Origin of the sequence: Microbacterium sp. ZW T2_14 (genome assembly GCF_044987405.1) — a bacterium.
In the GTDB taxonomy this organism is placed as follows: domain Bacteria; phylum Actinomycetota; class Actinomycetes; order Actinomycetales; family Microbacteriaceae; genus Microbacterium.
The window spans coordinates 36,710-56,840 of the sequence record NZ_JBJDRK010000033.1 but is presented as its reverse complement, the minus strand read 5'-3'; the positions used below and the strand labels follow the sequence as shown (position 1 = coordinate 56,840).

11 protein-coding genes and 1 pseudogene are annotated in these 20,131 nt (G+C 72.0%); 6 read left to right on the top strand and 6 right to left on the bottom strand.

Going from position 1 to position 20,131, the window contains the following annotated elements; all coding sequences use genetic code 11:
* Nucleotides 1-1,049, top strand: a pseudogene (locus tag ACI3KY_RS12415) (LLM class flavin-dependent oxidoreductase); the annotation flags it as partial.
* A 37-nt stretch (nt 1,050-1,086) separates the two neighbouring features.
* On the opposite strand, the gene ACI3KY_RS12410 reads toward ACI3KY_RS12415, so the two are convergent.
* On the bottom strand, nt 1,087-3,321 hold the full coding sequence (locus ACI3KY_RS12410) for an AAA family ATPase (RefSeq protein WP_404930477.1): 2,235 nt from the start codon (nt 3,319-3,321) through the stop codon (nt 1,087-1,089).
* 115 nt (nt 3,322-3,436) lie between these two features.
* Nucleotides 3,437-4,417, bottom strand: coding sequence for a prephenate dehydratase (gene pheA / locus ACI3KY_RS12405; protein WP_404930476.1), 981 nt, complete (start codon nt 4,415-4,417; stop codon nt 3,437-3,439).
* 216 nt (nt 4,418-4,633) lie between these two features.
* Between pheA and pgm the strand changes: the two genes are divergently transcribed.
* Nucleotides 4,634-6,277 carry a phosphoglucomutase (alpha-D-glucose-1,6-bisphosphate-dependent) gene (gene pgm, locus ACI3KY_RS12400; RefSeq protein ID WP_404930475.1) on the top strand — a complete coding sequence of 548 codons (1,644 nt, stop codon included), beginning with the start codon at nt 4,634-4,636 and terminating at the stop codon, nt 6,275-6,277.
* 382 nt (nt 6,278-6,659) lie between these two features.
* Here pgm and ACI3KY_RS12395 read toward each other — a convergent pair whose 3' ends face one another.
* Nucleotides 6,660-6,941 (bottom strand): GlsB/YeaQ/YmgE family stress response membrane protein, encoded by a 282-nt coding sequence (locus ACI3KY_RS12395; protein ID WP_404930474.1) that lies wholly within the window; start codon nt 6,939-6,941, stop codon nt 6,660-6,662.
* Between the two features lie 203 nt (nt 6,942-7,144).
* On the opposite strand from ACI3KY_RS12395, the gene ACI3KY_RS12390 reads away from it, so the two are divergent.
* A complete protein-coding gene (locus ACI3KY_RS12390) occupies nt 7,145-8,059 on the top strand; it encodes a PmoA family protein (protein WP_404930473.1) in 915 nt (304 codons plus the stop codon).
* Between the two features lie 205 nt (nt 8,060-8,264).
* On the opposite strand, the gene ACI3KY_RS12385 is transcribed toward ACI3KY_RS12390, so the two are convergent.
* Genes ACI3KY_RS12385 through ACI3KY_RS12375 form a run of 3 tightly spaced genes read right to left on the bottom strand, consistent with a single transcriptional unit; the run spans nt 8,265 to nt 15,309 of the window.
* Nucleotides 8,265-10,877 (bottom strand): glycoside hydrolase family 3 C-terminal domain-containing protein, encoded by a 2,613-nt coding sequence (locus tag ACI3KY_RS12385; protein ID WP_404930472.1) that lies wholly within the window; start codon nt 10,875-10,877, stop codon nt 8,265-8,267.
* Complete coding sequence (yicI, locus tag ACI3KY_RS12380; RefSeq protein ID WP_404930471.1) at nt 10,874-13,249, bottom strand: alpha-xylosidase; 2,376 nt, start codon at nt 13,247-13,249, stop codon at nt 10,874-10,876. Before yicI ends, ACI3KY_RS12385 begins: the two co-directional genes overlap by 4 nt.
* Nucleotides 13,246-15,309 carry a beta-galactosidase gene (locus tag ACI3KY_RS12375; protein WP_404930470.1) on the bottom strand — a complete coding sequence of 688 codons (2,064 nt, stop codon included), beginning with the start codon at nt 15,307-15,309 and terminating at the stop codon, nt 13,246-13,248. The genes yicI and ACI3KY_RS12375 overlap by 4 nt, the downstream gene beginning before the upstream one ends.
* Before the next feature lie 111 nt (nt 15,310-15,420).
* Here ACI3KY_RS12375 and ACI3KY_RS12370 point away from each other — a divergent pair, with 111 nt between their 5' ends.
* The 3 genes from ACI3KY_RS12370 to ACI3KY_RS12360 are packed head-to-tail and all read left to right on the top strand — an operon-like array spanning nt 15,421 to nt 19,680.
* Nucleotides 15,421-18,042: a glycosyl hydrolase family 95 catalytic domain-containing protein gene (locus ACI3KY_RS12370; RefSeq protein ID WP_404930478.1), complete on the top strand. Its 2,622-nt coding sequence runs from the start codon at nt 15,421-15,423 to the stop codon at nt 18,040-18,042.
* Nucleotides 18,036-19,025 carry a LacI family DNA-binding transcriptional regulator gene (locus ACI3KY_RS12365; protein ID WP_404930469.1) on the top strand — a complete coding sequence of 330 codons (990 nt, stop codon included), beginning with the start codon at nt 18,036-18,038 and terminating at the stop codon, nt 19,023-19,025. The genes ACI3KY_RS12370 and ACI3KY_RS12365 overlap by 7 nt, the downstream gene beginning before the upstream one ends.
* A gap of 49 nt (nt 19,026-19,074) precedes the next feature.
* Nucleotides 19,075-19,680: a YesL family protein gene (locus tag ACI3KY_RS12360; protein WP_404930468.1), complete on the top strand. Its 606-nt coding sequence runs from the start codon at nt 19,075-19,077 to the stop codon at nt 19,678-19,680.
* The last annotated feature ends 451 nt before the right edge of the window (nt 19,681-20,131 follow it).

Genomic DNA, 20,131 nt, shown 5'->3' with positions numbered 1-20,131 from the left:
CCCCACCCCTCCCAGTCCGCCCTCGCCCTTTCCGTCCTGGACCTCGTTCCGGTGCGCACCGGTCAGACGAGCGCGCAGGCGGTCGCGGCATCCCTCTCCGTCGTCGATGCGGCCGACCGGCTCGGCTTCCGGCGGTACTGGTTCGCCGAGCACCACAACATGCCCGCGGTCGCCTCCACGACGCCGCCGCCGCGCGGACGTCGCGCATCCGCCTCGGCTCGGGCGGGGTCATGCTGCCCAACCACTCGCCGCTCGTGGTCGCCGAGCAGTTCGCGGCCCTCGAGGCGCTCGCCCCCGGCCGGATCGACCTGGGCCTCGGCCGGGCGCCGGGATCCGACCCGGTCATCACGCAACTGCTCCGCCAGAGCGGCACCACGAGCGACGTCGAGCGCTTCCCCGACCACGTGCGCGACATCATGTCGCTGGTCGCCCCCGACGGAGCCTCGCTGCGCTTCACGTCGGGCGGCACGTACGACGTGCACGCGACGCCGGCCGCCACCACCACGCCCGAGGTGTGGCTGCTCGGCTCGAGCGACTACTCGGCGCAGCTCGCGGCATCCCTCGGCCTGCCCTACGTGTTCGCGAACCACTTCTCGGGCGAAGGGCTCGAGCGCGCACTCGACCTGTACCGCACGGCGTTCGTCCCGTCCGAGACGCTCGCCGCCCCGCGCACCTTCCTGACCGCCAACGTGCTCGTCGCCCCGACGGCCGAGGAAGCGGAGGCACGTGCGCTGCCCAACCTGCGCATGACCGCGCGGCTGCGCACCAACAAGCCGCTCGTCGCCCTCGAGACGGTCGAGGAGTCCCTCGCCGGAGCGGCGGACTTCGCCGGCCCCGGCGACACGTTCATGGCCTCGGCGCGCGCCAAGTGGTTCGTCGGCACGGCGTCGGCCGTGGCATGCGATCTCCGTGCCTTCGCCACTCGGCACGGCGTCGACGAGGTCATGATCTCGCCGATCGCCGGGTCGTACGAGAACGAGCCGATGGATGCCGCACCCGGCCGTCTGCAGACCCTCGAGCTGCTCGCCGCCGAGCTCGGCCTCGCCTGAGGCCAGGCGGCGCGCCATCGGACGCGGAGTCGGCGGCTTACTCGCCGAGCAGCCCCAGTTCGATGGCGCGGCCGACGGCCGCCGAGCGGCTTCCGACGCCGAGCTTGCGGTAGATCGAACCGATCTCGGTGCTCGCCGTGTTGCGCGAGATGAACAGGCGACTCCCGATCTCGGCGACCGTCAAGTGGGTCTGGAGGTAGGGAAGCAGCCGCATCTCGGCGGGACTCAGCGGACGCAGGCCCATGGCCCACTCATCGCCGACGATGCGGCGGAACTCCGCGGTCTGCTCGGCGAGTCGGGCAAGGTGCGGCCGCCGCCCCAGGATGTCGTCGATCTCGCTCAGCAGCTGCGCCAACGACGCGCGATCGCCGGTGGCGGCGAACGCCATCGCCAGCTGCAGACGCGAGCGGACCGCCACGAAGGGCATCGCGTGGGTGCAGTCGATGCGCGCTCTCATCGCGCGAGCGAGGAGCCGGCTCATCGACTCCGTGTCGCCCCGTCGCAGCGCGACCCGAGCACTCACCGCCAGCGCGAGCGTGATCGTCGGGTAGCCGTCCAGGTGCGACTCGTCGACGACGGCCATGGCGTCACCGGCGTGAGCGGCGGCGGCCTCGAGGGAGCCGTTCTCCAAGGCCAGCACGGCGAGCTCGGCGTCGCTCAGGATCGCCGCGACGGTGTTGTGCGCCGCGTGGGCGTGCGCAGACGCCGCCACGAAGACGTCGCGTGAAGCGGCGGCATCCCCGTTGAGCACGTGCGCTGTGCCGAGCAGGTACAGGGCCGGACCGCGCCATCGACTGTGCTCGGTCTCGAGTTCGACGGCCAGCAGGGCGTCTTCCAGCAGCTGCGCGGAGTCTCGGGCACACATCGCCACGCCGATCATGGCGCGCGCCGACCGTGCAGCGGACGCGTCGCCGGGCGACTGGCTGGACGACGCCTCCCCTCCCAGCGCAGCAGTCCACTTCTCGGCCGCCGCCGAGTTGCCGCGGAGCATCGCGATCCACCCCGCGATGGCCAGCACGCGAGACGACATCGGCTCGCCGCCGGCCTCGAGCTCGGACAGCCACCGATCCACGACCACCACGCGCCCGCTCTGGTAGACCGGCATCGCCAACCCGACGACGAGCTCTCCCGCCTGCGGCAGATCGCCGGCGGCGAGACGATGCTCCACCGCCAGTTCGGGCGATCCGTTCCCCTCGAGCCATTCCGCCGCGCGGCGGTGCAGCGGCGCCACGGTCGTCGGCTCGGTGCGATGAAGGTCGGCGAGCAGGAAGGCCCGGAACAGGTCGTGGTAGCGGAACCAGCGGCGGCGCCGGTCGAGGGCCACGACGAAGATGTTGCGAGCCTCAAGCTCGTGGAGCACCGCGAGCGAGCCGTCCCGCTGCAGAACCGCGTCGCACAACGGCCCGGAGAGCTGATCGAGCACGGCCGTGCGCCGGAGGAAGCCCCGGACGTCGGCGGACAAGCCTGCCAGCGCCTCGTCGTACAGGTAGTCCGCCGCGAACGCGCCGTCCCGCGTCAGCTCGGCGATGTCGGCGCCGGCATCGACTGCCAGCGCGCACAGGCGCAGGCCGGCCGGCCACCCCTCGCATCGTTCGACCGCCGCGGTCAGTTCGTCGTCCGAGATGACGGCATCCACACGCGCGAACATCGTTCGGGCGCCGTCGGCATCCACGCGCAGATCGTCGGGAATGACCTCGAAGACCGTCCCCGCCGCGCGGAAGCGGGCGAGGAAGTCGTGCTCGTGCCTGCTCGCCAGCACGATCTGCGAGCCCGCCGGCATTCCGGCGAGCATCACCTCGAGCACGTCGCGGCATGCGGGCGATGCCGCCGTGTGCACGTCGTCGACGAACAGCACGAAAGGCGCAGGCGCTTGGCGCAGGACTGCCGCCAGGAGTGGCGCCGACCGGCCCAGCACACCGGCGCCGCTGCCGCCCATCTGCTGCGCCACGGCACCCGCGTGCGGTGAGATGTCGTGACACGCCGCCGCCAGCAGTTCCATCAACGCCACCGGGTCGTCGTCCAAGGCGTCGACAGTGGCCCACGCCACCGCCCGGTCCTCGAGGGCCGCCCACTCCGCCAGCATCGTGGACTTGCCGTAGCCGGCGGGTGCGGTCACCGCGACGATCCGGGCGTGCGGCGTGCGCGCCCGTTCGATCAGCGCCCGGCGGCTCACGGCATCGGGCTGCGGCATCCGGACCATCGTCTTGGTGCGCAGGAGGCGCGCGCCCGGCGCCCGCTCGGCCGACTCGGATTCAGTGGACGAGTCGGACACGGCTACAGCATAGCCAGCGGCGACAGCCGCGCCGGAGGCCGCAGCTGGGTGCCGGCCCGTGCTCACCCGTGGGGGTCGCGAGCCCGGCGCGAGAGCATGACTGCGCCCGACGCGATCAGTCCTGCACCTCGGGCTCGCCGGAGATGAGTCCCCGCAGCCAGTCGCGCGCCTCGACGAAGACGTCGTCGGCGTAGCGGTCCGGGTAGCGGACGACGGCCCGGTCGGCCCGCGGGTACGACCCGAGGAAGGTGACCCGGGGGCTGAAGCGCCGCAGACCCATCAGGGCGTCGGCCATGCGCTCGTCCTCGAGGTGCCCGTCGGCATCGACCACGAAGCGGTAGCGGCCGAGCTCGTCGCCGATGGGGCGGGACGCGAGCAGCGACAGGTTGATGCCGCGCGTCGCGAACTGCTCGAGCATCTCGAGCAGGGCGCCGGGATGGTCGTCGGGCAGCTCCACGATGAGGGAGGTCTTGTCGGCGCCCGTCGGCGGGGGCGGCGGCACGGTGCGGCTCACCAGCACGAACCGCGTCACGGCGTGAGGGTTGTCGCCGATGTTCGAGGCGAGCAGCTCGAGCTCGTGGTGCTCGAGGATGCCCGGGGGGGCGATCGCGGCATCCGCATCGCTCGAACCGTCGAGGAGGCCCATCGCACTCGCGACATTGCTCGCCGCGGGCACGTGCGCGTGGGCCGGCAGGGAGGCCGAGAGCCACTGCAGGCACTGCGCGTAGGCCACCGGGTGGGCGGCGATCAGCGACACGTCCTCGAGCCGGGCACCGGGCCGCCCGACCAGCACGAACTCCACAGGGACGAGGTACTCCCCCACGATGCGGAGCCCCGGCACCGTCGCGAGGGCGTCCTGCGCCGTGGACACCCCGCCGTCGACGGAGTTCTCGATGGCGATCATCGCGGCATCCGATCGGCCTTCGACGACGTCCGCGAGCGCCTCGCCGACGTTGCGGACCGACCGCCACTCGTGACCGCGCGCCTCGGGTACCTGCGCGAGCGCCGCCTCGGTGAACGTGCCGGCCGGACCCAGGTAGCTGTAGGTGCGGCGGACGGGAGCGGGTGCCTCGACGGCGTCGACCTCGGATGTCACGCGTGCCAGCCTAGCCCGGCGCCTGCCGGCCGGCCCGCAGCCCCCGGCGCCGTCGACCCCGCGTACCGTGCGCAGGATCACGGGGGTGAGCGCGCCGTCCGGAGCGCGTGATTCCGCGGCGGATTCGTGCGAGGGGAGGACCCGCTCCTGAGAACGGTACGCCGCACGAGCGTCATCGGCTGTGCGCGACGCCCGGCGGGAGGGCAGACTGGACGCATGAGTCGCGCAGGACAGCCCGCCGAACCATCCGACCTCATCGATATCGATGAGGTGATCTCCGCCTACTACGACATCACGCCGGATCCGGCCGTGCCCGAACAGCGCGTCGCGTTCGGCACGAGCGGGCATCGCGGCTCGTCGCTGTCGGCCAGCTTCAACGAGACCCACATCCTCGCCACGACCCAGGCGATCGTCGACTACCGCCGGTCGCAGCGCATCGAGGGGCCGCTCTTCCTCGGCCGCGACACGCACGGGCTGTCGCTTCCCGCCGAGCGCAGCGCCATCGAGGTGCTCGTCGCCAACGGCATCGACGTACGGGTCGACGCCCGGGACTCGTGGGTGCCGACGCCGGCGCTCAGCCACGCCATACTCACCTACAACCGCGGGAAGGATGCCGCCGACCCGAGCCGCTCCGACGGCATCGTGGTGACCCCGAGCCACAACCCGCCCCGTGACGGCGGCTTCAAGTACAACCCGCCGAACGGCGGCCCCGCCGACACCGACGCGACCGGCTGGATCGCCGATCGGGCCAACGAGCTCATCGCGGCGAACCTGGAAGGCGTGGCACGGACGCCGTTCCGCGACATCGACGCCGACACGCTCGGCGAGTACGACTTCCGCGATGCGTACGTGCGCGACCTCGCGAACATCATCGACGTCGACGCGATCCGCCGCGCGGGGGTGCGCATCGGCGCCGACCCCCTCGGCGGCGCATCGGTCGAATACTGGGCGCTCATCGCCGAGGTGCACGAGCTCGACCTCACGGTCGTCAACCCGGACGTCGACCCGACGTGGCGGTTCATGACGCTCGACTGGGACGAGAAGATCCGCATGGACCCGTCGTCGCCGTCGGCGATGGCCGGTCTCATCGGCCGTCGCGACGAGTACGACATCCTGACCGGCAACGACGCCGACGCCGACCGGCACGGCATCGTCACGCCGGATGCGGGGCTGATGAACCCCAACCACTACCTGGCCGTCGCCATCGACTACCTGTACTCGCATCGACCGGAATGGCCGACGGATGCCGCGGTCGGCAAGACTCTCGTCAGCTCGATGATCATCGACCGCGTGGCCGCGTCGCTCGGGCGGCCGCTGCTGGAGGTGCCGGTCGGCTTCAAGTGGTTCGTTCCCGGACTCCTCGACGGATCCGTCGCCTTCGGCGGCGAGGAGTCGGCCGGCGCGTCGTTCCTGCGCCGCGACGGCAGCGTCTGGACCACCGACAAGGACGGCATCCTGCTGTGCCTGCTCGCCGCCGAGATCCTCGCGGTGACGGGCAAGACGCCCTCCCAGCGCTATGCGGAGCTCGAGGCCGAGTTCGGCGCCTCGGCGTACCAGCGCGTGGATGCCCCGGCATCCCCCGCCCAGAAGGCCGCACTCGGAAAGCTGGCACCGGAGGCGGTCACGGCGACCGAGCTCGCCGGCGAGCCGATCACCGCGAAGCTGTCGCACGCCCCCGGCAACGGCGCGGCGATCGGCGGACTCAAGGTGCAGACCGAGCATGCCTGGTTCGCCGCGCGCCCGTCGGGCACCGAGGACGTCTACAAGCTGTACGCCGAATCGCTCCGCGGACCGGAGCACCTGGCACAGGTGCAGGCCGAGGCCCGCGAGGTGGTGTCTCAGGCGCTGGCCGGCGCCTGACGCGGGCGTCGAGCGCGCGACATCAGGCCCCAGTGCCGCCCGTCGGTTCGGGGCATTTCGTCTCGGTCGCCGGCGCTCCCTCGCTCAACGACCGGAGGTCCCGGTCGCCGGCGCTCCCTCGCTCAACGACCGGAGGTCAAGGTCCCGGTCGTTGAGCGAGCGAGGAACGAGCGAGACGAAACGCGCCCGACCTCGCACAGCCGATGCGTTTCGCCTCGTTCACGGCGCTCCCTCGCTCAACGACCGGAGGTCAAGGTCCCGGTCGTTGAGCGAGCGAGGAACGAGCGAGACGAAACGCGGCTGACCACAGGCAGAAGAATCGCCCGAACCCACGCGAGGGACGCGTGGATTCGGGCGACGTTTCTTGCGGCCCGCGGGCCGATCAGGACCGGGTGACTCCGCGGCGACGCGTGAACAGCACGTACAGGCCGAGCACGATGATCGCTCCGAGGATGGACCCGATGATGCCGGCCGGCTGCAGGAAGCCGCCGTTGGGGTCGCTGCCGAAGATCAGGAAGCCTAGGAAACCGCCGACGAACGAGCCGACGATTCCGAGGACGATCGTCAGCAGGATGCCCATGCTCTGCTTGCCGGGAATGACGGCGCGAGCGATGAGGCCGGCGATGAGGCCGATGATGATGAGGCCGATGATTGTCCAGAGCATGTGATCTCTCCTTTGTCTCGTGGACACCGCGGGGGGTGCGGTGTCTCGGTTGAGATGACGACGACGTTAGCGCGAGCCCGATTCCCGATGCGCCCCCTACCGCCCGGACGCAAAACGCGCTATATACGCGAGCTTGGCCACATCTTCTGACGACGAACGTCGTCGGGGAAGCGTTTTCCTGCGCTCTCCTGCACAATGGACGAGTGCCCCACCTCACGCTGCGCCGCAATGACACCGACCTGACCGTGTCGACGGGCGGGATCGACATCGCGCGGTATGTCTTCGATCCCGGCGGGGCGCTGTCAGAAGGCCCGAAGCCGTTCCTGCACCCGCTCCGGACGCTCGACGGTGCGCCGATCACGGCCTACCGCCCTTGGGACCACCGCTGGCACAAAGGCCTGCAGATGACCTGGACCCACGTGTCGGGGCAGAACTTCTGGGGCGGGAACACCTTCCGACCCGAGACCGGCGACTACGCCCTCCTCGACAACGTCGGGCGCATGCGTCACGACGGCTTCACGGGGATCGTGGATGCCGGCACCGCCGTGTCGTTCACCGAAGAGCTCACCTGGATCGCCCAGGCGGGCGAGGAATGGGTGGCCGAGACGCGCACGCACCGGTTCCACGGCGTGGACGTCGAGCGGGGGCTCTGGCTGCTGGACTTCGCCACGACGCTGCGCAACGTCGCCGGCCACGACCTCGAGTTCGGCAGCCCCACCACGCAGGGCCGCCCGAACGCCGGCTACACCGGCTTCGTCATCCGGATGCCGCGCGCGTGGACGGGCGGCCGCGTCCTTGCCGGTGGCCTGCCCGACGACGCCGGCGCCGACGCCGTCATGGGTCTCGAGTCCCCGTGGGTCGCCCTCTCGGGTGAGCACGACGAGTTCGACGGCGGCGGCACCGTGCTGGCGTTCGCGGGCACGTCGACCGGCGCGCCGCCGATCCGCTGGTTCGTGCGCAGCGAGCCGTTCCCGATCATCGCGCCCTCTCCGTCGTTCGACGAGCACATCGTGCTCGCGCCCGGCGCCGAGCTCTCGCTCGCCCACCGGCACGCTTTCGGCGACCGCGCCTGGACGCCCGCCGAGACCCGTGCCCTGGCGACCGAGCTCGCCCCCTGACGCCATCACACGTCTGCTCCGGGTGCGGGCGTTTCGTCTCGCTCGTTCCTCGCTCGCTCAACGACCGGGCTGGGCGGCTTCGCCGCAGATCCGGTTGACCTGTCGGCGAGAGGTGCGGCGCTTCGTCTCGCCGGCGCTCGCTCAGCGACCGGCAGGAAGCTCCGGTCCCTGAGCGAGGTGCGCCGGCGACGAGACGAAGGGTGCGTCAGGAAGTGGCCGTGACTTCGAGATCAGCGCGGACCGGGAGGTCCCACGCCGAGGGGCCGGCCGCGAGGACGTACGAACCGGGCTGGACTCGGAGGGCGCCGGCATGGAGCCAGTCGTCCACCGCACCCGCAAGGCGCACGTCGTCATCCCACACCGCGAGGCGGTCGGGCGAGAACGACAGCTCGACGTCGGCGACCTCGCCGGGGGCGAGCCGCACCCGACGGTAGGCGACGAGGACTCGGCGCGGCGTCGGGAGAGCGAGACCGGACGACGGCAGCGCGTACAGCTGCACGAGCTCCTCGGCGTCGCGGTCGCCGCTGTTGCGCACCCGCACCACCGCCCGCACGACGGCCTCGTCCGCACGCGGCGCGAAGCCGGCGTGACGGTGCGTCGGCGCAGGCGCGGACGCCGCGGCATCCACCGCCACCGACTCGTATGCGACCGCGGAATACGTGAGGCCGTGGCCGAAGGCGAACGTCGGCCGGTCGGCCTGGTGGCGGTAGGTCGCGCCCTGGCGCAGCGTGTCGTAGTCGAACAGGTCGCCGGCCTGCTCCTCGGTGGCGGGCCAGCTCTGCGACAGGCGTCCGTAGGGCTCGCGGTCGCCCGACAGCACATCGATCACGCCGTGGCCGAGCTCCTGGCCGCCGTGGCTCGACCACACGACGGTGGCGGCATCCGTGTCGTCCAGCACATACGGGTAGCTCGAGACGATCGTGAGCACCGCACGCGGGTTCGCCTCGCGTGCGACCCGCCACACCTCGGCGGCCGCGGCGGGCAGCCGCAGGTGCGGCCGGTCCTCGGTCTCGCGGCCCGCCAGATGCGGGTCGTTGCCGACAGCGACGATGACGGCGTCGGCGCGTGCGGCCGCCTCGGCGACCGCCGACGCACCCGAGCGCACGACGCGTACGCCGAACCGCTCGGCGTGATCGAGGGTCACCGCCTCCGCGGCGAGCAGCCCCGAGTCGCGGAACGTCCGCACCCAGCGACCGGAGCCGAGGTGCAGCAGCGACCACGAGCCGTCGGCGTGCAGATGCCGGCGGAAGCTCTCCTGCACGACCCAGCCGCCGACCCGGGCGGCGTCGGCGCGCATCGGCCACGCTCCCCCGGTGAGCAGCAACCCGCTCGCGTGGGAGCGGAGGGTCAGGATGCCGTCACCCCAGTCCGTCACATCGAACAGCGCCTCTTCGCCGACGCTGTCGGCCGACGCCTCGACGACCGACCCGTCTGCCGCGGCGACGACGTACCGGCCGTTCGACGCTGCGCGCAGTGCCACCGTGTCGGCGCCCGTGACCACCTCGGCCTCACCGAAGCGCTCGGCGGACGCTGCACCGATCCCCACCGCGTACGGCGGGGTGCCCGCGTACCAGTCGGTGAGCACCAGGTCGGCCAACGGCCCGACCACCGCCACCCGGCTCACGTCCGAGAGTGGCAGCACCCCGTCGTCGTTCCGCAGCACGACGACGGAGCGCGCCACCGTCTCGCGGGCGAGCGCGCGCGCCTGCGGCGCGTCGATCGCCTCGACGCCGATGCCCGCATAGGGGTCGTCGGCGCCGTCGAACTCGCCCGTGCGGATCCGCAACTCGAGCAGCCGCACCACCGCCCGGTCGATGTCATCGGTCGTGAGGAGCCCGGCCTCGAGCGCCTCGCGCAGGTAGCCGATGGTGGGCTCCGCGTTCGCCTCGTTGTCGGTGAAGGAGTCGAGGCCCGAGCGCACCAGGGCCGCCGCCGCGTGGACATGATCCGGCTGGGCGCGCTGGGTGTTCACGAGGAACGTCGGGGCACCGGCATCCGACACCACCGCGATCGACTCGTCCGACCACGACCGCGCCTCCGCGACGAGCTCGGGCTGGGTGTGCGCCGGGATGCCGTTCACCTGGTTGTAGGCGAGCATGATGCCGCCGGCGGCGCCGGCCTCGAGGGCTCCGCGGAAGGCGGGGAGCTCCTCTTCGTGGAGGGTGCGGAGCGACATCTCGGACGACGTCGTCGAGCGGTCCGTCTCGTTGTTGTAGGCGAGGAAGTGCTTGAGGGCCGGCACCGTGCGCCACACCCGCGGGTGGTCCCCGCGAAGACCCTGCGAGTAGGCCGTGCCGAACACCGCGGTGACGTGCGGGTCTTCGGAGTAGCCCTCCTCGTTGCGCCCCCAGGCGGGATGACGCAGCGTGTTGACGACCGGCGCCCAGACGTTGAGGCTCACCATCGGGTTCTCGGCGCGCTTGGCGCGCACCTCCACCGCGGCGACCTCGCCGACCTGGCGCACGAGCTCGGTGTCCCACGTCGCGGCCAGGCCGACCGGCTGCGGGAACACCGTCGCGCGACCGAGCCACGCGACGCCGTGGAGCGCCTCGCAGCCGGTGTGCCAGGCCGAGACGCCAAGCCGCTCGATCGCGGGGGCCGCCTGGTGCAGCATCGCGATGCGCTCGTCCGGCGTCAGCCGCTCGAGCAGGTCGCCGGCCCGCACGGCGAGCGGCTGGTCGACCTGCCGGAACACCGGCTCGTCGACGCCGTGATTCTCCGTCGGCTGCGCCCCGGCCGGGCCCCCGCCACCGGAGGCTCCGTTCAGCGCGCCCGCGCTGTGCGGAGGGGTTACAGCATCCGTCAGCGTCTCCTTCATCGCTCATCCTCCTCGATCTCGATGCGAACTTCTCCGGATGCCTCCGCCTGAGCGACCCGCTCCCCCACCTGCAGCGACCAGGCGGCATGCGCGTCGTCCGACGACGCGATGATCGCGCTGCCTTCGCGGCGTACGCGGAAGGTCGTGGCGCCGACCCCGTCGATCGACCCCTTGGCATCGTGGCCGGGCACCCTCGTCACCGCGTCGTAGCCGTCGGGCAGCTCGAAGCAGCGGAGCGTGACGCCGTCGGCCCAGTCGTAGTCGGGACGACTGTCGTCGGCACCGAAGGGCAGCACCGTGCCGGGCCGCACCCGCAGCGGCACCGAGTCGTAGCCGTGGGTCTCGGCCACCCAGCGCCGGCCGTCCACCACGGAGCCGTCGACGAGCGAGGTCCACTGCCCCTCGGGGACGTAGTACTCCACGGTGCCGTCGGCGGTGAACACCGGCGCGACCAGGAGGGCGTCGCCCAGCATGTACTGCGTGTCGGCGTCGAACCCGGAGCGGTCGCCCGGGAACTCGAGCACCATCGGCCGCATCATCGGCGTGCCCTCGTGGTGCGCCTGCTCCGCGGCGCCGGCCAGGTACGGCATCAGGCGCATCTTGAGCTTCGTGAACCTGCGCGCGATGTCGACGGCCTCCTCGTCGAAGGCCCACGGCACGCGCACCGACGACGAGCCGTGCAGGCGCGAGTGCGACGACAGCAGGCCGAAGGCGAGCCAGCGCTTGAAGAGGCCCGGGTCGGGCGTGCCCTCGAACCCGCCGATGTCGTGGCTCCAGTAGCCGAAGCCCGACATGGCCAGCGACAGGCCGCCGCGCAGGGACTCGGCCATCGACAGGAACGTCGAGTCGTTGTCGCCGCCCCAGTGCACGGGGAACTGCTGGGATCCCGCCGTGGCGGAACGCGCGAAGACGACCGCGTCACCGGCTCCATGGTGCCGTTCGAGCGCACGGAACACGACCTCGTTGTAGAGCTTCGCGTAGTAGTTGTGCATGCGGTGCGGGTCGGAGCCGTCGTGCCACACGACGCCTTCGACCGGGATCCGCTCGCCGAAGTCGGTCTTGAAGGCGTCGACACCCTGATCGAGCAGACCCTGCAGCTTCGCGACATACCAGTCCGCGGCATCCGGATTCGTGAAATCGACCAGGCCCATGCCGGCCTGCCACATGTCCCACTGCCACACGCTGCCGTCGATGCGCCGGAGCAGGTAGCCGTTCTCCGCCGCCTCGCGGAACAGCGCCGACCGCTGCGCGATGTACGGATTGATCCAGACCGAGACATGCACATCCCGCTCGTGCATGCGGGCGATCTGGCCGACCGGATCATGGAAGGCGCGGGCGTCCCACTCGAAATCGGTCCACTGGTACTCCCGCATCCAGAAGCAGTCGTAGTGGAACACCGACAGCGGGATGTCGCGCTCGGCCATGCCGTCGACGAAGGCGCTCACGGTGTCTTCGTCGTAGCTGGCGGTGAAGGATGTCGTCAGCCACAGCCCGAACGACCACGCCGGCACGCGCGCCGGTCGCCCGGTGAGGGCGGTGTAGCGGCGCAGCACGTCCTTGGGCTCCGGCCCGGCGATCACGTAGTACTCGAGCGATTCGCCGTCGACCGAGAACTGCACGCGCGAGTTGACCTCGCTGCCCACCTCGAACGAGACGTTCGCGGGGTTGTCCACGAAGACGCCGTAGCCGCGGCTCGTGAGGTAGAACGGCACGTTCTTGTAGGCCTGCTCGCTCGAGGTGCCGCCGTCGGCGTTCCACGTGTCGACCGCCTGGCCGTTCTTCACGAACGCCCCGAACCGCTCGCCGAGGCCGTAGACGCGCTCCCCCGGCTCGATGGTCAGCTGCTGGTGCACCCAGGTCGGCTGGCTCCCTCCGGCGGCCGTGCCCGCAGTGCCTGCCGTGCCCGGGGTGCCTGCGGTGCCGTTCTTGCCGCTGGTGCCGGTGAAGTGGCCGATGGAGCGCGGCAGCGAGCTCGTGAGCACGCGGCCCTCGCTCTCGAAGTCGATGCGCCACTGCCCGGCGGCGCGCGAGACGCGCGCCGTCAGCGGGCCGGCATCGAGGATGCCGGCCTCGTCGTCGATCGCGATCTCGGGGCGGAAGCCGTCCTCGCCGAACACCTCGAAGTCGGGTCCGCGGTGCACCGCGCCCGCGTGCCGCTCGAGCCGCACCTTGACGACGCCGGGCGCCGGGGCCGACAGGGTCACCGTGAGCATCGCACGGTTGAGGGTGTCGCCCCGGTCGCGGATGACGGCGGTCGGCGCGTAGACCGTCATGGTCCCGGCCGCCTCGTCGTGGCGGATGTCGTCGACCTCGACCGCGTACAGCGGGGTGAGTCCGGGCCTCGTGAGCCAGTAGCCATCGGTGAACTTCACTCTGCGTGCCTTTCGATGAGCACCATGGCGGCGCCGGGGGCCAGGGTGACCTGGCCGTCGACATCCGCGTCCGACAGGAGATCCCGGTGGGGCCCAGGCACGGCCACGCGCCGTGTCGCCCCACCGTGGTTGAGCAGGAAGAGGGCGTCGCCGCGGCGCACGGCCTCGACGTCGTCGGGGAGGACGCCGTCGGGCAGGACGCCCTCGCCGAGCACGCCGGCCACGCCGGCCGCGCTCAGCGCGTCGTCGAGGACCGCCTCGAGAGCGTCATCCGACAGGACCGCGCCGACGTACCAGGCGGCGCCGTCCCCCACCCGGTGCCGCGTGATCGCGGGGGCGCCCGACAGGTGTCCGCCGCCGAAGCGCGCGAGCACCTCGGCGCCGTCGGCGCGCAGGCGTTCCCCGAGTACGGATGCCGCGGCCGCGGCGGGAGCGGTCGCCCAGGCGGATTCCGCGGTGAGGGGCGTCGGTGCGTCCGGCAGGCCCACCCACTCCTCGCCGCTCACGCCCACCAGGTCGCGCAGCAGCACCGGCGAGCGGCCGGTGAGGATGCCGGCGTTGGCGTCGGCGACCCCCGAGAACGGCCCCACGACGAGGCTCGCACCGCGCTGGACCGCCGCGCGGAGGGCGGCTGCGGCATCCGTCTCGACGATGTACGAGTGCGGCACCAGCACCGTGGCGTAGGCGGAGAGGTCGGCGCCGGGCTTCACGAGGTCGACGGCGATGCCCCGGCGCCACAGCGCGCGGTGCCACCGCTGCACCTGCTCGAGGGTGCGGAGGCGCTCGGTCGGCCGACCCGGCTCTTCGGCGGCCCACCACGACGGCCAGTCGAAGAGCAGGGCGACGGATGCCGCGACCCGGCCGCCGACCACGCGCCGGAGCTTCTGCAGGTCGGCGCCGAGGGCGCACGCGCTCGCGAACACCTCGGTGTCGGCGCCGGCGTGCGGCAGCAGGGCGGAGTGGAAGCGCTCGGCGCCCGTGCGGGCCTGGCGCCACTGGAAGAAGCAGATCGCATCGGCGCCCCGCGCGACGGCCTGGAGCGAGTCGAGGCGGGCCCGATCCGCCGTCTTGGGCAGGTTGTGCGGGCGCCACGAGGTGGCGCTCACCGACTGCTCCATCAGCACCCACGGTCGGCCCTCGCCGAGCGAGCGCATGAGGTCCTGCACGAGGGCGATGTCGGACGACGCGGTCGCCGCGCCGTGGTCGGGGTACTGGTCGTCGGCGATGACGTCGACCTCCGAGGCCCACTCCCACAGGTCCGTGAGCGGCTCGAAGCCCATGAAGTTCGTGGTGACCGGCTGCGTCGCGCCGGCCGCGCGGATCGCGTCGCGCTGCTCGGCGAACACCCGCTGCAACGCCCATGACGTGTAGCGCCGGAAATCGAGCGACTGCGCCGGGTTGACCAGGTACGGCATACGTCGCGGCGGCAGGATCTCGTCGAAGTCGCGGTAGCGCTGGGACCACACGAGCGTCCCCCACGCGTCGTTGAGCGCGTCGATCGTGCCGTAGCGCTCGCGGAGCCACAGCCGGAACTCACGCGCGGCCTCGTCGCCGAAGTCGATCTGGCCGAACTCGTTGCCCACGTGCCACATGCGCACGGCCGGGTGATCGACATACCGCTCGGCCATCGCCGTCGCGATGGACAGCGCGTGCTCCCGGTAGACGCGCGACGCCGGCGTGAACTGGTTGCGCGACCCGGCGACGAGCCGCACCCCGTCGGGGTTCACGGGCAAGGTCTCGGGATGAAGGATGCCGAGCCACGGCGGCGGCGAGGCCGTCGGCGTCGCGAGGTCCACGGCGATGCCGTGCGCGTGCAGCAGATCGAGCACCTCGTCGAGCCAGGCGAAGTCGCGCTCACCGGGCGAAGGCTCCAGCCGGGCCCAGCTGAAGACGCCGACCGTCACGAGGTTGACGCCCGCGCGGACCATCAGCTCGGCATCCTCGTGCCAGATCTCGCGCGGCCATTGCTCGGGGTTGTAGTCCCCGCCGAAGCAGAAGCCGAGCTCGCCGGCGAGTTCGCCGAATGCGTCGACGCGGCGCGGGTGCGGGGTGGCGGCCATGAAGCGGGAACCTCTTCGCTGAGTTTCGTTCGTGCAGATCGGTCGGACGGAAAAGCGGTCTCGGACTTTCGAAGCGCTTCAACACCGAGAACATATACTAAGGGTGTGACGATGTCCACGCGCCGCGACGATGCGGTCGACCAGCCCCTCGCCGGAGCCCTTCACGAGCTGCGCGACTCCGCTCCGGCGGCGCGCTGGCTCGAGGCGTACCCGGTGGGCAACGGCCTGCGCGGGGCGATGTGCGCGGGACTGGCCGGCGGCGACCGGCTGTGGCTGAACGACATCACGGCGTGGTCGGGAACCGCCGACGCCGATCCCCTCGCCGGCGTCACGGCGCGCGGCCCGGAGGCGCTCGCAGCCGTGCGCACCGCGATCGACGCGGGCGACCTCGACGCCGCGGAGGCGCTCCTGCAGGGGATGCAGACGCCGTGGGTCCAGGCCTACCTGCCGCTCGGATGGATCGACATAGAGGTCGCGGAGGCCGGAGGGTCGGCGCGGTTCGTCTCGGTCGCCGGCGCTCCCTCGCTCAACGACCGGGATCCGGACCACGAGCGAGACGAAACGTCCCCGGACAACCAGCACCCGGTCGTTGAGCGAGCGCCCTTCGACAGGCTCAGACACCGCGAGCGAGACGAAACGCGCCACGCCTTCCAGCGGCGCCTCGACCTCGCGACCGGCGTCGCGACCCACTCCTACGACGGGGTGACGCACCGCACCTGGGCCGACCTCGTGACGGGGCTGATCATGCACGAGATCACCGCCGACAAGCCGGTGTCGGTGCGGCTCGGCGTCGGATCGCAGCTGCGGGCGAAGTCCGCTGCCGCAGATGTGGACGGAGACCTCGTCACGCAGCGGTGGCTTCCGATCGACGTCGCGCCCGGGCACGAGCAGCCCGCCGAGCCGATCCGCTACGACGAGGCGACCGGACGCCACGGCGCGATCGTCGTGCGCTCGCTCGGCGCGGCCGAGGTGACCGACGGCGTGCTCAGCGCCTCCGCCGCCACGACCCACCTGTTCGCGATCGCCACGGCCACCGCCCCCTCGCTGCCGGGCGAGCCGGCCGACGACCGCGATGCGCTGCAGCGGGCGCAGGACCTGCTCCGCGGCATCCCGACCTCCGCCGATGTCACGAGCACTGCGGCTGGACTGCTCGCTGCGCACACCGCCGCCCACGGCGAGCTCTACCGGCGGTGCGCGCTCGAGCTTCCGGCTGCGTCCGGCGCCGACAGCATCGACACCGTCGAGCGCGTGCGGCGCGCACAGGAGAGCGACGACCCTTCCCTCGCGGCTCTCGCCTTCCACTACGGGCGCTACCTCCTGATCGCGTCGTCACAGCCGGGAGGGCTGCCGATCACGCTGCAGGGCCTCTGGAACGCCGAGCTGCCCGGTCCGTGGTCGAGCGCCTACACGCTCAACATCAACACCCAGATGGCGTACTGGCCGGCCGAGACGACCGGCCTCGCCGAGTGCCACGAGCCGCTGCTGCGGTTCACGCGGCGGCTCTCCGAGACCACCGGCCCCCTCGTGGCGCGCGAGCTCTACGGCGCCGACGGCTGGGTCGCCCATCACAATTCGGATGCCTGGGCGTATGCCGCCCCCGTCGGCGCGGGTCGCGGCGACCCCGCATGGGCGAACTGGTCGCTGGGCGGGGTCTGGCTCGCACTGCACCTGTGGGACCACTACGCGTTCAGCGGCGACCGCGACTTCCTCCGCGACGAGGCGTGGCCGGTGCTCTCGTCGGCCGCGGCCTTCGCCCTGTCGTGGATCCGGACCGACGGCGAACGGGCGTGGACGAGCCCCTCCACCTCTCCCGAGAACCACTACCTCGACGCCGATGGCCGCGAGCGCGGGGTCGCGATCACGGCGGCGATGGACGTCGCGCTGCTGCGCGCGCTGGCCGGCATCTGCCGCGCCGGTGCCGCGGCGCTGGGCGTCGACGCCCCCTGGGTGGCGGAGCTCGCCGCGCTCACGGGGAGGCTGCCCGACCCGCGCATCTCGGCACGGGGCGACCTCCTCGAGTGGGACCGCGAACGCCCGGAGGCCGAACCCGAGCACCGCCATCTCTCCCACCTCGTCGGGCTTTTCCCGCTGGCCCAGATCACGCCTGAGGCGACGCCGGGACTCGCGCGCGCGGCATCCGAGTCCATCCGGCTGCGCGGTCCCGAGTCGACCGGCTGGGCGCTCGCGTGGCGCGCCGCCATGCAGGCGCGGCTGGGCGACGGCGAGGCGGTGCACGCCCAGCTGCGGCTGGCGCTCCGGCCGGCCGAGGTGGGCGCGCGAGGACACGACTCCGACGCCGCTGCGGAGCACCGCGGCGGGCTCTATCCGAACCTGTTCAGCGCCCACCCGCCGTACCAGATCGACGGCAATCTCGGGCTGACCGCGGCGATCGCCGAGGCGCTCTTGCAGTCCTTCGACGCGCCGCTCGAGTCCGGGTCTGGAGGGGTCGGCGACCCGTCGGGACCTGTCGACCCGGCTCGCGTGCGGCTGAAACTGCTGCCCGCGCTGCCGCCGCAGTGGCCGGACGGCGCCGTGCGCGGCATCCGTTCCCGAGGGGACGTGTCGGTGGACGTGGAGTGGGCCGGCGGGCGGCTCGTGCGAGCGCGGCTTCGAGCCGGCGCGCGACCCGCGACAATGATGGTGCACGGGCCGGACGGTTCGCTCGGCACATACGAGCTCGCCCCCGGAACCACGCGGGTGATCGAAGCAGGAGAACGGGGAACCTCATGGTGACGATCGCGGACGTCGCACAGGCGGCGGGCGTGTCGATCTCGACGGTGTCGTACGTCATGAGCGGCAAGCGGGCCATCTCGCAGGAGACGCGCGACCGCGTCGAGAAGGCCATCGACCACCTCGGCTTCAGCCCCCATGCCGGCGCGCGTTCGCTCGCGTCGCGGTCGACCAACGTCATCGGCCTCCAGGCGCCGCTGCGCACCGGCGTCGACGTGCACGTCATCATGCAGATCGTCACCGGGGTCGTGACGCAGGCGCGCAAGCACGGCTACGACATCCTCCTGCTCGCCAGTGACGACGCCAAGGCGCTGCAGCGCGCGGCGAAGGGGTCGATGGTGGACGCGCTGCTGGTGATGGATGTCGAGTCCGACGACCCCCGCATCGACACCCTCTCGGGGCTCGGGCATCCGAGCGTCCTCATCGGACTGCCGGAGGGCCGCCGCGCGATCCCGTGCGTCGACTTCGACTTCGAGGCGGCCGGCTGGCTCGCGGTGGACCGCCTCGTCGCGCTGGGGCACCGGCGGGTCGCCCTCATCGGCTCGCCGCCCGAGGTCATGTCGCGCCACACGTCCTACGCCGACCGCCTCGCGCGCGGCTTCCTGGCGGCCTGCGAGGCCAACGGGGTGACCGGCAGCGTGCACGCGTGCCCGAGCAGCGCGGAGTCGGTCGCCACCGTCGACGCGGTGATGACAGATGACCCCGACATCACCGGATTCTTCGTGCACAACGAGGGCGCGCTGCCGCACGTCGCCACCACCATCGCGCAGCGCGGGCACGCGCGCGGCGACGACCTGGCCGTCGTCGCGCTGTGCCCGGATGACGTGGCACGCTCCGTCTCGGGCCTCGCCGACAGCATCGCGGTGCCGGCGGAGGCCATCGGCGCGGCGGCGACCGACATGATCTGCGAGATCCTCGCGAACGGCGCGAAGCCTGCGGTGCGGCTGCTGCCGCCCCTCCTGACCGGAGCGCCCGCGGCGTCATGACGGCGATCGGCGCGCACATCTCGAGGCCCGGGCAGCGGGTGGCCGGTTGATGAGGATCGACCCCGACAGCCGCACCCTCGGCGGCTTCTCGACGTTCCTGACGTTCGTCGCGCTCAACCTGCTCTACATCGTGCTGTGCCTGCCGATCGTGACGATCGGCGCCGCGACGAGCGCCCTCTACGAGGTGACGATCCGGTACTCCGACGACGAGAGCGGCCGGCCCTTGAAGGACTTCTTCCCCGCGTTCCGCACGAACTTCGGGCGGGCGACGGTGCTGATGCTGTGCCTGCTCGCGCCGGCCGCTCTCCTCGGATTCTCGAGCGTGTTCTGGTTCGCACACCCCGCGCTCTTCGCGGGGGTTGCCGGCGTCGTGGCCGTGATCGGCGCGGTGTACCTGTTCGCCGCGTTCCTCTATGCGATGGCCCAGGTGGCGTACTTCCGCAACACGGTGGGCCAGACGCTCAAGAACGCGCTGCTGCTCCCGGCGGCAGAGCCCGTCCGCACACTCGGCGTGCTCATCATCCCCGTCACCGCGGTGGCCCTCATGATCCTGTTCCCGCCGGCCGCGATCCTCGTCGGCACCATCGGGTTCTCGGTGGGCGCCTACGCCACGGCCTTCCTCTTCCGCAACGTCTTCACCCGCCACGAGGCCTGAGGCGCGTCGGCGCGGCGGTCCCGGCGGTCCGCGCCGCCTTGTCTCGTCGAGACCGGGGATTCTCGTCGAGACCGAGGGCCACGTCCTCGGTCTCGGCGCGAATCCCTTGTCTCGACGGCGGAAATCCCCGTCTCGCGGCGGGCGGCGGGGCTGCGACGGGGCGGCGGTCGCGGCATCCGTCTCCCGCGAGCGTTCCTCAGTTGAGGACGTGTGCCGAGATGCGGACCGATACGCGCGGATGCGCCCTCACCTCGGCACACGTCCTCAGATGAGGAACGCTCGCGCGGAAGCCCGCATCCGCGCCGCCGGCAATCCTCAGTTGAGGAACCAGACCACGATGCGGACCGATACGCGCGGATGCGCCCTCAGCTCGGCACACGTCCTCAGATGAGGATGCGCGAAAGCCCGCAGCCGCGCTGCCCGCAATCCTCAGTTGAGGAACCAGGCCGAG